The sequence below is a fragment of the Vibrio sp. Vb1127 genome, from assembly GCF_033338735.1.
In the GTDB taxonomy this organism is placed as follows: Bacteria; Pseudomonadota; Gammaproteobacteria; order Enterobacterales; family Vibrionaceae; genus Vibrio; species Vibrio alginolyticus.
Genome location: NZ_JAWOTF010000007.1, coordinates 197636 through 212545, shown reverse-complemented (window position 1 = coordinate 212545; position 14910 = coordinate 197636). Strand labels below are relative to the sequence as shown.

The window sequence follows — 14910 nt, the reverse complement described above, 5'->3', positions numbered from 1 at the left end:
ATCCGAAACATTCCTCTACCTCAACGTTTAATAGGGGTATACATGATTAATTTTGATGTTCTCAATACATACATGGATAACGACGTAGATCTGATCGTCACTGTTTTTTCTACATACCTTGAAGATCACACGAATGATATAGAGCGTATAGATGAGCTATATGCAAGCAGATGTTGGTCAGAACTCTATCTATTAGCTCATAGTTTAAAAGGCATTCTAGAGAGTTTCGGAGAAGACACCGCGGTCATTGCGTTTCAAAGAATAGAAGAAAAAACCAGAAACGATACAGCGCCAGATAGCTCAGATATAGCTATAGTTACTAAAGAGCTAGCTGCAATTAATCAACAAATCTTCGCTTACTTGAAGAATATGCAATAAAGAAATTCAAGGCTTAACTGGGGGAAATATGGCAATGAATAATAGCAATTTCAGGGAGTTGATTGAGTCTCTCAAAGACCTAACACCAACTCAAAAAAGGTACTTACTTAGCCGTACAAAGATGGCGCTAGATGATGAAAGTAATATGTTAAACATCAGTGATATCCTAACACCAGAAGAGTTGGAGGCGTTACTATCACCAGCACCAACAACGAATACAAAATAACAATGATATACAACGCCACCGTCAGATTAACGCTAGGGACCAAGTGAAGCAAATCGACTTTGCTTGGTTGTTAGTTTCTCTCCCAATTCCTTTTCACTACAACAAACGTATTGTTTTCGAAACCTTTTTCCAATTTAAACAGGTCAGATAATTGAGCGACTAACATCAGTCCGCGACCAGAGGAGGACCAACTATCGTCATCCATTAAGTTAGGTGCCTCAATCTGTTTATTTTTATGTTGGATGAACGTCTTTTCATTGATCGGCGCTCCGCAATCAGAGACTCTAAGTTCCACGAAACCGGACACTTGGTCATCCCCAACCCTACACTCCACTTCAATTGGCTGACCTTCTATTTCACTGTAAGAATGAATATAAGCGTTATTCATGAGCTCAACGACACAAAGCTCCAATGATTGAATTGCATTTAAGGGGATTTGATGACCCATCAAAAACCGAACAACGTCTTTGCTCGCACTTCGTGAGTGAGTAAGGGAGCTCCCGTAAGTTCGTTTAAATTCGCTCTTTGACATTCTTTTCCTTAAAATCGAGCCTCTCACCATGCCATTTTACCTGTAAAAGGCTGGCATCATCATCAAACTCATCTTCGTTGTGCCAAGATTGTACTTTTTTAAAGACCTCTCCCACTTGCTCTTCAACTGGCAGCGTGCAAACAGCTTTTATACTCGATGCCAATCGTTGTAGTGAAAACATCTCCTCACCCTGCCTCGCTTCAATCAAACCATCCGAATAAAGCCACAATGCATCGCCTTCATCTAGACTAATTTGGTTACCGATATATTCCATCGGCTGCATTGCACCAACGATAAAGTTATCGTCACCTATCTGTTCCATCGTTTTCGTACTCGCTCGCCAAACTAAGATCCTGGGGTGGCCAGCCGTGCAATAGCTAAGTAGCCCTGATTTTGTGTTAAGAATGGCGTAAGCCATAGTAAAGTAAAGTTGACTGTTTCTAGTTTGCTGATAACGCCGATTTAGCCGTTCAATCACAGATGCTGGCTCACTTGCGCAATAGCCGTCATCTCTCAACTCCATCGTGATCGAATCAGGCCCCTGACTTTGAGATAGCGTCTGTTGAATAGAAAAAGCCATCAAAGCTGAAGAAATACCATGACCAGAAACATCAAATACATAAAACGCAACATGTTGTTCATCGAGCTCCAAATACCCCAACATATCACCACCAATCTGGGAGCATGGTTTGTAGACATAGTTAAAATTTACATTCTGAATAGTTGATTCAGCAGGGAGTAGTTGCTCCATCAGATGACTAGCAGACTGTAGGTCTTGGTGGATTGTTTGATAGGCCGCATCTAGCTCTTTATTTCTCTCAACGAGTTTGTTGTGCAGTTCTAAAGTACGAAACCCCGCACGGATTCTGGCCTGAAGTTCCTCTACAGACGTCTTCTTATCTACGAAATCATCTGCGCCAGCATCAATGCCTTTCACGATCGAACTTTGGTCATTTCTAGAAGACAGTAGAACAAAGAAAATGTAACGTTCGCTAACTTTAGATTTTAATTGGCGACACAATTCAATACCATTAATTCTAGGCATCATTAAATCGCTCAGCACAAACTGAATATCAGGGCGGTGGGTTAGCACTTCAAGCGCCGCTCTTCCGTCTTCAACTGCAACCACTTCATAGCCTTGCTTTTCCAATGCACTGCTGATGTAAAGCAGTACTGTTTTACTGTCATCGACCAAAAGAATGGGTTTCATCTTCCTCCTTAATACGGTTGCTATACTGGCTAACGCAAAACACTAGTCACTGACTGCTCATTTCTAAAACGGCTGTAGTCTTCGGCTAATAATTGGTGTTGATATCGAGTGTAAGACAACGCTTCATTAGAAATTAGTATCTGATGCTCTTTTTCGATTAACTGACTTTGCAGCCTTTCAATCTGTTCATTCTGCTGTATGTAATTGAGGTACAGTGCGAATAGACCAAAAACCGAAACCATTAACAGGGCTATTAGAATATTATTGATAGTTTTCACTTGAATACTCATGACCTCTCCTTGTCTATTATTAGACTTTCCATGATGAAAGAGAGCGTCTACGGACCAAGAGCTCAAGGCTCTAAAACGCAACGAAGCAAATTGAGGTTGTTTTCCAATTATAGGCGATAGGAGAAAAAATAAGAAAAATCTGAAAAAATTTGAATATCCTGCTGAGTTAAGAATCGGTAAGGTGGTAGCAGCGAGCTATCATCCACTCGCTGCAATACATTAACTCTGAAATGCAGGTCTAGCTAAAATTTGGTTATACCATCGAGCAATGTTTGGCGACGTCGATAGCACATCAATTTCTAGGCCTTTAATTGCGAAACTGATCAAAATAAAGCCTGTTATATCGACGATAGTAAAATGGTCTACGGCGATAAAATCATTATGTTCAAGCCGCTTGTCTAAGACAGGCAGAAATTCATAGACGCGTTGTTTTGATTCTTCGCCCCATGCTTCAACGCAACGTTCTCTGTCTCCATAAACTCCGGTCATGTTTCGAAACGCCTGAAATGCCGCATTTAGTCCTTGGAACTCCACCACACGATGCCACATTTCCACCTGAGCACGTTCGAGCTGGTTTGCACCAAACAGCGCCAGATCATTTTCAAACGCTTCATCTAGGTAGCGACAAATTGCCACGCTTTCACAGATCGTCGTGCCGTCATCCAGTTCCAGTAAAGGCACTTTGCCGTTCACGCTTTTCGATTTAAACGGTTCAGATAGGTTATCGCCCTCACGAACGTTCAGCGCAATTCGCTCAACCTCGCCACCGATTTCCTTTAGAAAAATGCTAACTCGCTTACAACTTGGAGTCATTGCGGTTTCATAGAGCTTCATTTCACATCCTTTTATCTTTTTCTAACCGATTGGTTAGGATATACTGTAGCCAGTTTATAAACGATCAGTCAAGAACTTCACTATCAAAAATTTTCAAACAGTTGTGGGTCTGTTTGCTGAGCGAGATTTTTGATGCCGTTTGTGAGTTCACATGAATTTGGAGGCTGATACCCAAGCATAGATGGGTATTCATCATATTGGTTCAGTTCGAACGCTAGAGGTTCTCTGTACCATCCCTCCAAAGCAATTTAATTACCCGATAAGCAGACCCAGGCAGGTAATTTATGGCAAGAAAAGCCAACTTCGACCGAGATGAAAAGCTTCTCGTGGCTATGGATGTGTTTTGGCGCAAGGGCTTTGCGAATACGTCTATCTCGGATCTCACCGACGAACTGAACATCAACCGCTTCAGTCTTTACAACACCTATGGTGACAAGCAACAGCTCTACTACGAAGCGCTCGATACTTACTTAAAAAAGGTCTCGCTACCGTCACTCAATGATTTGGAAAAAGACGACGCGTCTTTACCTGAGTTGGAATCGTTCCTTAAATCTTTTGCTGAGCTGCAACGCAAACGCAACTGTGGGTGCTTTATCCAAAATGCGTTGATTGAGCACGCTGGTGAAGACGATGATGTACTGCGCAAAGGGCATTTTTTGTTTGACCATCTTATCGACATCATTGCGGATGCGCTGACCAATGCACAAAAAGAAACCTTAGTGCCGAAAACGCTGAAACCAGAAGAGCTTGCTCGTTTTGTTCTCAACAACATGCAAGGCATGCGCGTACTTGGCAAAGCCAAACGTTATGCCGACTTGGATACCGCGCTTTCCTGCTTGCTGGTTTTGATTAGGAAGTGACATGTCGATTGAAGTGATAGCAGTACGTCTTACCAAAGGCATGGACTTAAAGCTGAGCCTAGCGAAATTGGTCGAGCAGCATGGTATCAAAGCAGGCTCGATTGCCTCATGCGTTGGCTGTATCTCTGACCTCAACCTTCGTTTGGCAGGTGCAGAGAGTACGTTAACCAAACAAGAGCCATTTGAAATTGTCTCTGTGATGGGAACCCTAACGGCTGAACATCAACACGTTCATATCTCGGTGTCTGATCGTGAAGGACGAGTTTGGGGTGGGCATTTGTTGGAAGGCACAGTGATTGATACTACCGCAGAATTGATCATCCATTCTTACTCAGAACTTGAGTTCACTAGAGCGATGGACGACTCGACTGGCTATACCGAACTACAAGTGAATCCTTCCAAATAGCAAAAAGCTCCAGAACCATACTGTGGTGGCTCTGGAGCTTTATTCGCTCATCTCTTACGCTAAGAATTTACTCATATCGAGCAAGCTAGTTTCGAGGGTCATTCTTCGACTAAGTAACAAACCTGATTATCGTCGACTATTACTTGCCACGTTTTTAGACAGTGCGCATCGTCTTCCAAACATTGCCCACTCTTTAAACTGAAGTGCTGTTTATACAGTGGTGATGCAACACACATCTCACCATCGATATCACCGACAATCCCTCGACTCATCACATAAGCCTTACCAATTGGGTCCCAATCTTGAACGGCATAAACACCACTATCAGGAATATAGAATAACGCGACATGCTCACCTTCAATCAATACAGTGGCACCGATAAACGGCATCAAGTCATCAAGCTGACACACTTTCACTTTGGTTAACGCTGCCATTTACACCTCCTGTTTCACTGGAATACGCTGACCGCGCACACGTTGGTACGGCAAGACTTTGCTGCCCGACGTGCTGTTCAAGAAAGGACGGAAGCGTTGCAATTTTTGAGGATTATCCAACGTACTCTTCCACTCACATTGATAGGTATCTACGACTCGTGCCATTTGCTCATCCAATGAGTCACATAGGTTGAGAGAGTCATCCAAAATCACTTGTTTAAGGTAGTCTAAGCCCCCTTCCATGTTCTCCATCCACACGGACGTACGCTGTAAGCGATCAGCGGTGCTGACGTAGAACATCAAAACCCGGTCGATCATGGTGATCAACTCTGATTTAGATAAGTCGGATGCAAACAAATCAGCGTGTCTTGGTCTCATGCCGCCATTACCACAAACGTATAGATTCCAGCCGTTTTCGGTGGCGATCACCCCAATGTCTTTACTTTGCGCTTCTGCACACTCGCGAGTACAGCCCGATACGGCAAACTTAAGCTTATGGGGCGCTCGCAATCCTTTGTAGCGGTTCTCTAACTCAATAGCTAATCCGACCGAGTCATCAACACCATAGCGACACCAAGTAGAGCCGACGCAAGATTTCACGGTGCGCACCGATTTACCGTAGGCATGCCCTGTTTCAAAACCAGCATCAATTAAGGTTTGCCAGATTTCAGGAAGCTGTTCTAACTGCGCACCAAATAAATCCACGCGCTGACCGCCAGTGATCTTGGTGTACAGATCGTATTGCTGAGCAACTTCGCCTAGCACGATAAGTTTGTCTGGTGTGATTTCACCGCCCGGAACACGAGGCACTATCGAGTAAGAGCCATCTTTTTGCAGGTTAGCCATAAAGGCATCATTAGAATCTTGCAGAGATTGATGCTGCGGCTCCATGATGTGTTCATTCCACAAAGAAGCAAACACAGATGCCGCTGTAGGCTTACAAATATCACACCCATGCCCTTTGCCATGCAGTGCAATTAAGGTGTCGAAGTCTTTGATTTGTTCCACTTGGCAAATATGGAACATCTCTTGGCGACTGAGCTCAAAGTGCTCACAAAGGTGGTTGTTAACCTCTACCCCCATGGCTGCCAATTGAGTATCCAATACCGACTTCACCATATTGCTACAGCCACCACAGCCAGTACCGGCTTTGGTGTTGGCTTTAAGGTCTGTCAGGTTGGTAGTGCCGGCTTGAATCTCGGCAACTAAGTCGCCTTTTGTGACGTTGTGACAAGAACAGATGATGGCGCTGTCTGGCATCTCTCCATCCAGCATTCCGGTATCAAATAGCAGATTCGCCGCGTGGTCTGGCAAGACTGTTTTGTTCAAATAACACTGTAAGAGCGCATCGTAATCGCTGTTATCACCGACGAGAATCGCACCAAGTAATTGGGTGCCGCTCGCATCAACCACCAGCTTTTTGTAGATGCCTGCAACCGCATCTTGCAATACCATTTCTTGTGCGCCTTCGGTTTGCATTTGTGCATCGCCGATAGACGCCACATCTACCCCAAGCAGCTTAAGTTTAGTGCTCATGTCTGCACCTTTAAAACCTTCGCTTGGCATTCCAGTCAGGACATCGGCAGTGGTTCTCGCCATGGTGTAACCGGGTGCGACTAAACCAAAGATCTTCTGCTCCCAAAGAGCACATTCGCCAATCGCATAAATATTCTCATCGCTGGTTTGGCATTGGTTGTTAATCACTATACCGCCTCGCTCGCCTACTTCCAGCTCAGCCATTTTTGCCAGCTCATCTTGAGGGCGAATGCCTGCGGAGAAGACAATCACATCCACTTCGAGAGGATCTTTGTCTTTAAACACCATACGATGCTTAGCCGTTTCACCATCGCAGATTCGTTCCGTACCCGTTGAGGTGTGAACGGTTAGCCCTAGTGCTTCAATCTTCTCTTTTAGCACTAAGCCAGCACCATCGTCTAACTGCACGGGCATCAGGCGGGGAGCAAATTCAATAACGTGAGTTTCTAACCCCAATAGCTTGAGTGCGTTTGCCGCTTCTAAACCCAATAAGCCACCGCCAATCACTGCACCTGTTCTTGCACCTTCACATGCCTTCTTGATTTGTGAAAGGTCATCAAGCGTACGGTAGACAAACACGTTGTCGCGTTCTTTACCTTCAATTGGCGGCACAAATGGGTACGAGCCAGTCGCGAGCACGAGTTGGTCGTAACCCAGCACATCTTCACCATCAAGCAGAATGCGCTTTTGCTCTCTGTCGATGCCAGTTACTTGGCTGCCAAGTACGAGTTGGATGCCATGCATGTCGTACCATTCTTGGTTACTCAGCATCAAATCATCATGAGACTTACCCGCGAACAAAGAAGACAACTGTACACGGTCATACGCGATAAAACGCTCTGCACCAATCACGGTAATTCGGTGCTCCAAATGCGCGTTTTTCTGCACTAATTGCTCGACAAGGTGTTGCCCGACCATACCGTTGCCTACCACAACGATGTGGCTCAATGCGTTCTTTACTGGGATCGTTAAAGGACTGTTCATCGCTGCCTCCTTATGCCGTTTGCGCTGCGGTTTTGGGTTTGTCTTCTTTCGAAGCAGGAATCTCGACTTTGGATTGCTTCTCGTAAAGGAACTTCAGCACTGCTTGTCGACACTTCTGATACTGCGCATCATCTGCCAGTGCGACACGCTCGCGAGGACGCGGTAGATTCACTTCCAACACTTCACCAATAGTTGCCGCCGGTCCGTTGGTCATCATCACGATTTTGTCGGATAGCAGCACTGCTTCATCCACATCGTGAGTAATCATGATGACGGTGTTGTTTAGCTCGGCTTGAATCTTCATCAGTGCATCCTGCAAATGCGCACGGGTTAACGCATCCAACGCGCCAAATGGTTCATCCATCAGCAAAACCTTCGGTTGAAGTGCCAGTGCTCTCGCAATGCCGACTCGCTGCTTCATACCGCCCGAGATTTCATCCGGCTTTTTGTGCGCGGCATGCTGCATTTGAATCAACTCCAAGTAGTGATTCACTTGTTCCTGAATCCACGCTTTGCCCTTTTTGCCGGCAATTTGTTTTACTGCGAGCTCAACGTTTTGATATACGGTGAGCCAAGGCAACAATGAATGGTTTTGGAACACGACTGCGCGGTCAGGTCCCGGTCCTGCTACTTCTCGTCCATCAACGATCACACCGCCGTCTGTTGGCATGTGCAGACCCGCAACTAAGTTCAATACCGTTGATTTACCACAGCCAGAGTGGCCAATCAGCGATACAAACTCGCCTTTATTGATTTGTAAGTCGACGTTCTTAAGCGCGATGAACTCGCCATCTGGCGTTGGGAATCGCATCCCTAAACGCGTTAGATCTAATAATGCTTTTTCCATGATCTTTTCCCTTATCTCAACGCTTGTTGTTTATTCCAAGACAGCCACTTTTGAAGTTGCAGCATGCCTCTATCGAGCATCAAACCGATAAAACCAATAGTGATAACAGCCACCATGATGCGCCCCAATGATGCTGAACTGCCGTTCTGGAATTCATCCCAAACGAACTTGCCTAACCCCGGGTTCTGAGCGAGCATTTCTGCCGCAATCAACACCATCCAAGCGATACCTAAAGAGAGACGTAAACCGGTGAAGATCATTGGAATGGCAGAAGGTAAAACGATGGTGCGAATGTGCTGCCACCACGAAAGTTGGAGCACTTTGCTTACGTTGATTAAGTCTTTATCAACGCTCGTTACACCCACTGCGGTATTAATCAGCGTCGGCCATAAGCTACACAGCGCTACAGTGATCAGAGAGTTGATGAACGACTTAGCAAACATCGGGTCATCACTCACATAAGTGGCACTTACCACCATGGTGACGATAGGCAGCCAAGCTAAAGGTGATACGGGCTTGAGCAGTTGAATGATTGGGTTGAACGCTTGATACAGCCCTTGATTAAGACCAAGCACGATGCCAAGCGGAATCGCGATAACCGTCGCCAGCAAAAAGCCCGCAGTTACGGTCACTAAGCTTGTTATGATTTGGTCGAAGAACGTCGGTTTACCTGTGTAGGGACGAATCTTCACTTCCGCGTCCGGATTCTTGGCTAACTTCGCAGCATTACGTTTTTCCTGACGTTCGATAAACGCTTGTTCCTTTTCTCGCTCTTGCCAATGGTCATCGACAAGGTTGCTGAACTGCTGAAAAGTTTGCACAGGTCCCGGTAGCGTACCTAATGAAGTTTGCACTTCTCTCGCTGCTAAGTGCCACATTGCCAAAAAGATCAGCAAGCCAATGACGGGCAAAAGCACCAGCCGACTTCGGTTCACTACCTGCTTAGCAGGAAAAAGGGAAATGACATTACTAGACATACTCACTCCTAAGAAATTTACATCCTTGTTGCCACAAGCGAATCCCCCTCGCCTGTGGCGTTTATCGTTATGGTTAAACCTTGTCTTTTCCTTTAAGCCCGATAGAGAACTTCTCCAGATATTTATTTGGCTCACGGCCGTCATAAACGATGTTGTCGATAAAGTGTGTTTGTGGCGCACGGAAACCATCTTCAGCACTAAAATCCGGGAAGTCTTTTTTGCTCAACACACCATCTTCAATCAGTGCTTGAGCCGCTTGTTGGTAAATGTCCGGACGGTAAACCTCTTTTGCGACATCCATGTACCAATCATCGGATTTCTCGCTTGAGATCTGTCCCCAGCGACGCATTTGGGTCAGGTACCAAATCGCATCGCTGTAATACGGATAAGTGGCGTTATGACGGAAGAACACGTTGAAATCTGGCACGTCTCGTTTGTCGCCTTTCTCGTATTCAAATGTGCCGGTCATTGAGTTGGCGATAACTTCGGCATCGGCTCCGACGTACTCGCTTTTTGATAGCATCTTCACTGCTTCTTGGCGGTTGGCATTGTCGTTTTCATCCAACCAATGTGCCGCTCGAATCAAGGCTTTCACTACGCGAATGTGCGTGTTTGGATACTTCTCAGCCCAAGCTTTGGAAACACCAAACACTTTCTCTGGGTTGTTCTTCCAGATCTCGTAATCGGTCACAACTGGCGTACCAATACCTTTGAATACGGCTTGTTGGTTCCATGGTTCGCCTACGCAGTACCCTTTGATCGTGCCCGCTTCCATTGTGGCTGGCATTTGTGGTGGCGGTGTAACACTCAAAAGAACGTCAGCATCCAACTGGCCACTGTTATCGCCTGATTCTGGGGCATAAAAACCTGGATGAATCCCACCTGCCGCTAACCAGTATCGCAACTCATAGTTGTGTGTCGATACAGGGAACACCATGCCCATGTTGAACGGTTTGCCTTTATCCAGATAGCTGTCGACCACAGGCTTCAGCGCATCCGCTTTGATTGGGTGAACTGGTTTGCCATCTGGTTGCTTTGGAATGTACTGCTTCATCTGCTCCCAAGTGTCATTGGAAACCGTAATTGCGTTGCCGTTCAAATCCATACTGAACGCGGTAATCACTTCTGCTTTTGTGCCGACACCAATCGTTGCGCCCAATGGCTGACCAGCAAGCATGTGCGCGCCAGCAAGCTCACCATCGATGACTCGGTCTAAAAGCACCTTCCAGTTTGCTTGCGCTTCTAAAGTGACGTACAAACCTTCGTCTTCAAAAAAGCCTTTCTCATAAGCAACCGCCAGCGGTGCCATATCGGTTAACTTAATAAAACCAAACTTCAGGTCTTCAATTTCTGGCTCACCTAACTCTGCCTTTACGCTGACCGTGGTGAATACCGATAACGAAATTGCTGACACTTTCAGCATCGAACTCCATTTCATTGGTTTGCTCCCATAAAAAAAGCGCCACTACTCCGAAGAGCAGTAGCGCCGTTGCTAAGTCTACAATTACCGCCGTTGATAATTGAGATAAGCGATTCAACAATAAACCCAATTCTTCTAATCCAATTACTGTGCCAACTTATTTTTCACAGTAAATACAATAGATTAGTATATCTTGCCGTTTGCTATTCCCTATTATTGCTTGCTGATAGTGCAACACGCACCACGTTAGAAAATGCACTCTAACCCCAAAGTGGTAGAGCAACTAATCAAGCACCTCCAAAGTAGTTATCAAATTCTTGGCAACTTGTGCGAGCGTTTGGCTCGATTGCATGGCTGAATTTCTAAGCGCTTTATAAGCCTGATCTTCATCAACGCTGTGCATCTTCATCAGCAGACCTTTGGCTTTTTCCACCAGCTTACGCTCTTCGATCTTATGGGTCAGCGATTCAATTTCCGATTGCATACTTTCGAATTTCGCTCTCACTAATGTCGCATGTTCAATCCAAGGCTGAAGCGCAAACTCACTATCGTGCGGCATGAGCACATAGTCCATTTTTTCTGATAAACGATTGATATCATTGGATGATAATTGCTTTAAGACAATAAGAAGTGGTGCCGATTTTCTGCGGCAGAAATCGACGATCAAACGCAGTTCTGCGGTTGGTTGCTGCCATCCAACCACAACGCTTGCTGACGGCTCTCGCTGCATAAGCGTTTCTAGTTGTGCCAATTGGCAACCCATGATGTTGTCGTAATCTTTGCTCAATAAGCTCGATAATCGAGCCTGCTCTTGGAGGCTATCACAGCATACTATGATGGGTGTTTTTGACGTTGATTGAGTCATGCACATTCCTTGTTTATATCTCACTCACTAAGAGAGACATAACAAGGACTGTGCCAACTAAACTTGAAGCGTTATTAACTGGAAGCGAGATGTTGTTGGAAGAATCCTAGTGTGCGTTCCCAAGCGTGCGCCGCTTCTTCTGGCGCATAGCGGGCTGTTGAGTCGTTATGGAAACCGTGATTGACGTTCTCATACATTAGCGCTTGATACTGTGCGTCGGTTGCAATCAATTGCTGTTCATAAGCAGGCCATGTGTCGTTAACACGCTTATCGAGCCCTGCAAAGTGAATCATCAACGGTCCTTTGACTTGCTTTTGGATCTCTTGCGCCGCAGGTGTTCCATAGAAAGGCACACCTGCATCAAGCTCTTCTGGCATTACCGCTGCAAGCATATTGACGATGTATCCACCGAAGCAGAACCCGACCGCGCCCAATTTACCGTTGCCACCCTCGTATTGTTTGAGGAAGTTAGCGGCTGCAATAAAGTCTTGTTCAATCTTGGCTCTGTCCATCTCTTTCTGCATAGCGCGACCCTCATCATCATTCCCCGGGTAGCCACCAAGTGGGTATAGCGCATCTGGAGCAAAAGCAATAAAACCGTCTTTGGCGAGTCGCCTAGCCACGTCTTTGATATAAGGGTTCAATCCGCGATTTTCATGAATAACTAACACGGTCGGCGATTTCAAGGTCTTCTTCTGTGGCATAACCAAATAACCGCGCCCTTCTCCATGCCCGTTTGGAGATGGAAAGGTTTCGTAAGTTGCTTTGATGTCAGGATCGTTAAACGAAACTTGTTCTGCGAGTGCGTAATTCGGGGTTAGCGCATCGACCAGTGCCGTCATGCTAAAACCCAGCACTGCGAGCCCACCGAGTCGATTGAGGAACTCGCGGCGTGAGATCTTTCCGTGTGCGTATTCATCGTACCAATCGAAGGCTTCTTGCGGGATAGGATGAGAAGCCTTTTTAGTGGGAGTGGTATGCTTTAGAACCATTATCCATGTCCTCTGTGTCTTACCATATGGGAATTTCTAATTCTCAAAAGCGAAGCAAAGAATGAACGCAATTGAGGTCAAAACTGCAGTTTCACCTCTCTGATACGGAGCAAGGTGGTGAAACACATCACTGGTGAGCTAGGATCTTTAACCTTCTTCAAACAATAGATAATGGATTCAGATTCAACAACTTTGCGTTGTTTGTTTTGAGTGGATTTGTCTAAAACCAATACTTTGGTTTAGCCAGTCAACTCAAAATTACTCGTAATGACAGTACGTCTGCCAATAACTAAAGGCACGTTCAAAGGCTTTTTCTCGATCATGCATTTGTGCAAACAAGACCACTGTCATGGTAGCGAGAACCGTATTCGCCATTTGGTTCATGTCATCTTCTGACGTCCCAAACGGGCAGTTCGCAGGCATTGGCACCTCAGACAGCATTTGCTCCATCCAGTAATGCGATGTCACACCGCTTGTTTGGCTTAACCATACGGTTTGGCTTACTTTCGGGTTGTATTCTGACTCACCAGATTGCCCTTTAAATGAAACAACGGCATGCGCGGTTTGACCAATCTCGAATTCGACTTCAGCATGAAGTTGTTGGAACCCGGGATGAAAGCTACCACGAATACCAACCGTCGCCTGCCCCGGATTCAATGCTCGAACCACGGTATTAATCGGCGTTCTAAGCCCATAACGATTCTTCCAACCGATCATGGTTTCTGCTTGGGGTGCAAACGAACTCAACGGCAGATACACAATGTTTTGTGTTTCTAACACACGCTTTGCGTCTTCTGCTGATTCCGCTTTGTTGATAGAAAACTTATCGAGGTAATCTTCCGCATGCAAACGACCAGATTGACGGTCGTGATAGCCGTGCATCAGCACTTTATGACCATTATCGGCGAGGATCTTCGCTGCCAACAGGTGCCAAGGCTGCCCTGCCGCTTCACGTTTGCCTGCATAACATGGCCAGTCAATGTCTGCACCAATAGCTGGCATGCGGGATTGGAATGCTTTCACAAAGCCAGCGATTTCTTGTTGAGTTTCGTTCTGTACACGGATCAGCATCAATAGCATTGCCATCTGATCGTCGTCGCACTCACCGTTTAGGTATTCATCCATAACTCGAAACGCTTGGTCAAAGTTCAGTGGTTTTCTACCACGTTCGCCACGACCGACTGTTCTAATACATTCCAAAATGCTGCTCATATTCCCTCGTATTCCGTCACTGACTGTACGGTTTCTATTAGTTGTTCGCGCAGTTTGACAACTTCTCCCATCACAATCAATGCTGGGCTCACGCCTTTAAGTGTAATCGATAAATCATTGAGCTGATTGAGTTGGGTAACGTGCACTTGTTGCTGAGGGCTGCAACCATGAGTAATGATCGCGACTGGGAAATCTGCTCTCAAACCGGAACCTAATAAACCCGTTTGTATTTGCGATGACTTTTCTAACCCCATATAGAAGACTAACGTTTGTCCGCTTTGCATCAGTTGGCTCCACGCTTCAAATGCGCCTGTTACCACTTGCCCCGTCACAAAGGTAACGCTACGAGCAACGCCACGATGAGTCAGCGGAATCAAGCTGTTTGCAGAACACCCAATCGCAGCGGTAATGCCGGGGATGACTTCGTAAGCAATTGAGTGTTTGACGAGTGCTAAGGCCTCTTCGCCTCCACGGCCAAATACGAATGGATCTCCCCCTTTTAAGCGTACAACTCGCTTTCCTTGTCGAGCGAGCGACACCATCAAATCACAGATTTCTTCCTGACCAATACTAGGTTGTCCGCATCGTTTACCCACGTAAATCCAATCGGCTTGTGGCGAAGCCAACTCCAAAATATCTTTGTTAACCAAACGGTCGTACAGCAGAACCTCTGCCGACATAATCGCTTTCACAGCCTTCACGGTTAGCAAGTCTGGATCGTGCGGTCCTGCTCCGACGATCGAGACAAAACCTTTGTGGTTCGCGTCGAGGTCTATTGAATGGTCTTCTAAAAGTTGGTTCAGTTTGCTTGCTTGGTCATGCTTAGAAAAACGAGACGAGCGTTCTTGTTTCTGACTCGCTTGTCCTTTCTTAAACCAAGACTTTTGATAAGGCGCTTCCATGTGCT

17 protein-coding genes are annotated in these 14910 nt (G+C 45.9%); 4 read left to right on the top strand and 13 right to left on the bottom strand.

All coding sequences use genetic code 11. The annotated features are described in order from the left end of the window. Positions 1-42: 42 nt before the first annotated feature. Positions 43-378, top strand: a complete 336-nt coding sequence (locus tag R7H07_RS12345; protein WP_025767707.1) for an Hpt domain-containing protein — start codon at positions 43-45, stop codon at positions 376-378. A 34-nt stretch (positions 379-412) separates the two neighbouring features. Next, entirely contained in the window at positions 413-604 is a 192-nt protein-coding gene (locus tag R7H07_RS12340) for a hypothetical protein (protein ID WP_025767706.1), read from the top strand. 70 nt (positions 605-674) lie between these two features. Here R7H07_RS12340 and R7H07_RS12335 read toward each other — a convergent pair whose 3' ends face one another. The 4 genes from R7H07_RS12335 to R7H07_RS12320 form a co-directional block, all read right to left on the bottom strand. Continuing rightward, positions 675-1136: an ATP-binding protein gene (locus R7H07_RS12335; protein ID WP_064354660.1), complete on the bottom strand. Its 462-nt coding sequence runs from the start codon at positions 1134-1136 to the stop codon at positions 675-677. After that, positions 1117-2346: a PP2C family protein-serine/threonine phosphatase gene (locus tag R7H07_RS12330; protein ID WP_206958892.1), complete on the bottom strand. Its 1230-nt coding sequence runs from the start codon at positions 2344-2346 to the stop codon at positions 1117-1119. The genes R7H07_RS12335 and R7H07_RS12330 overlap by 20 nt, the downstream gene beginning before the upstream one ends. Before the next feature lie 29 nt (positions 2347-2375). Further along, complete coding sequence (locus R7H07_RS12325; protein ID WP_053303685.1) at positions 2376-2636, bottom strand: hypothetical protein; 261 nt, start codon at positions 2634-2636, stop codon at positions 2376-2378. Positions 2637-2855: 219 nt separating this feature from the next. Further along, a complete protein-coding gene (locus tag R7H07_RS12320; RefSeq protein WP_005375905.1) occupies positions 2856-3470 on the bottom strand; it encodes a glutathione S-transferase family protein in 615 nt (204 codons plus the stop codon). A gap of 284 nt (positions 3471-3754) precedes the next feature. Here R7H07_RS12320 and R7H07_RS12315 point away from each other — a divergent pair, with 284 nt between their 5' ends. Both R7H07_RS12315 and R7H07_RS12310 read left to right on the top strand, forming a co-directional pair. Further along, positions 3755-4330 carry a TetR/AcrR family transcriptional regulator gene (locus R7H07_RS12315; RefSeq protein WP_005375904.1) on the top strand — a complete coding sequence of 192 codons (576 nt, stop codon included), beginning with the start codon at positions 3755-3757 and terminating at the stop codon, positions 4328-4330. Between the two features lies 1 nt (position 4331). Continuing rightward, entirely contained in the window at positions 4332-4736 is a 405-nt protein-coding gene (locus R7H07_RS12310; protein WP_025767702.1) for a PPC domain-containing DNA-binding protein, read from the top strand. 98 nt (positions 4737-4834) lie between these two features. On the opposite strand, the gene nirD is transcribed toward R7H07_RS12310, so the two are convergent. The 9 genes from nirD to cobA form a co-directional block, all read right to left on the bottom strand. Next, entirely contained in the window at positions 4835-5170 is a 336-nt protein-coding gene (gene nirD, locus R7H07_RS12305) for a nitrite reductase small subunit NirD (RefSeq protein WP_009704593.1), read from the bottom strand. Then, positions 5171-7690 carry a nitrite reductase large subunit NirB gene (gene nirB, locus R7H07_RS12300; RefSeq protein WP_206958895.1) on the bottom strand — a complete coding sequence of 840 codons (2520 nt, stop codon included), beginning with the start codon at positions 7688-7690 and terminating at the stop codon, positions 5171-5173. Positions 7691-7700: 10 nt separating this feature from the next. Then, positions 7701-8537, bottom strand: coding sequence for an ABC transporter ATP-binding protein (locus tag R7H07_RS12295; protein WP_005450080.1), 837 nt, complete (start codon positions 8535-8537; stop codon positions 7701-7703). An 11-nt stretch (positions 8538-8548) separates the two neighbouring features. Beyond that, positions 8549-9514 carry an ABC transporter permease gene (locus tag R7H07_RS12290; RefSeq protein WP_005375889.1) on the bottom strand — a complete coding sequence of 322 codons (966 nt, stop codon included), beginning with the start codon at positions 9512-9514 and terminating at the stop codon, positions 8549-8551. Between the two features lie 73 nt (positions 9515-9587). Beyond that, complete coding sequence (locus tag R7H07_RS12285) at positions 9588-10952, bottom strand: CmpA/NrtA family ABC transporter substrate-binding protein (RefSeq protein ID WP_005387573.1); 1365 nt, start codon at positions 10950-10952, stop codon at positions 9588-9590. Positions 10953-11217: 265 nt separating this feature from the next. After that, positions 11218-11799 carry an ANTAR domain-containing response regulator gene (locus R7H07_RS12280; RefSeq protein WP_206958897.1) on the bottom strand — a complete coding sequence of 194 codons (582 nt, stop codon included), beginning with the start codon at positions 11797-11799 and terminating at the stop codon, positions 11218-11220. Positions 11800-11873: 74 nt separating this feature from the next. Then, positions 11874-12791 carry a dienelactone hydrolase family protein gene (locus R7H07_RS12275; protein WP_206958899.1) on the bottom strand — a complete coding sequence of 306 codons (918 nt, stop codon included), beginning with the start codon at positions 12789-12791 and terminating at the stop codon, positions 11874-11876. A 258-nt stretch (positions 12792-13049) separates the two neighbouring features. After that, a complete protein-coding gene (locus R7H07_RS12270) occupies positions 13050-14003 on the bottom strand; it encodes a glycosyl transferase family protein (RefSeq protein WP_206958901.1) in 954 nt (317 codons plus the stop codon). Further along, a complete protein-coding gene (gene cobA, locus R7H07_RS12265; RefSeq protein WP_206958903.1) occupies positions 14000-14905 on the bottom strand; it encodes a uroporphyrinogen-III C-methyltransferase in 906 nt (301 codons plus the stop codon). The genes R7H07_RS12270 and cobA overlap by 4 nt, the downstream gene beginning before the upstream one ends. Positions 14906-14910: the final 5 nt, after the last annotated feature.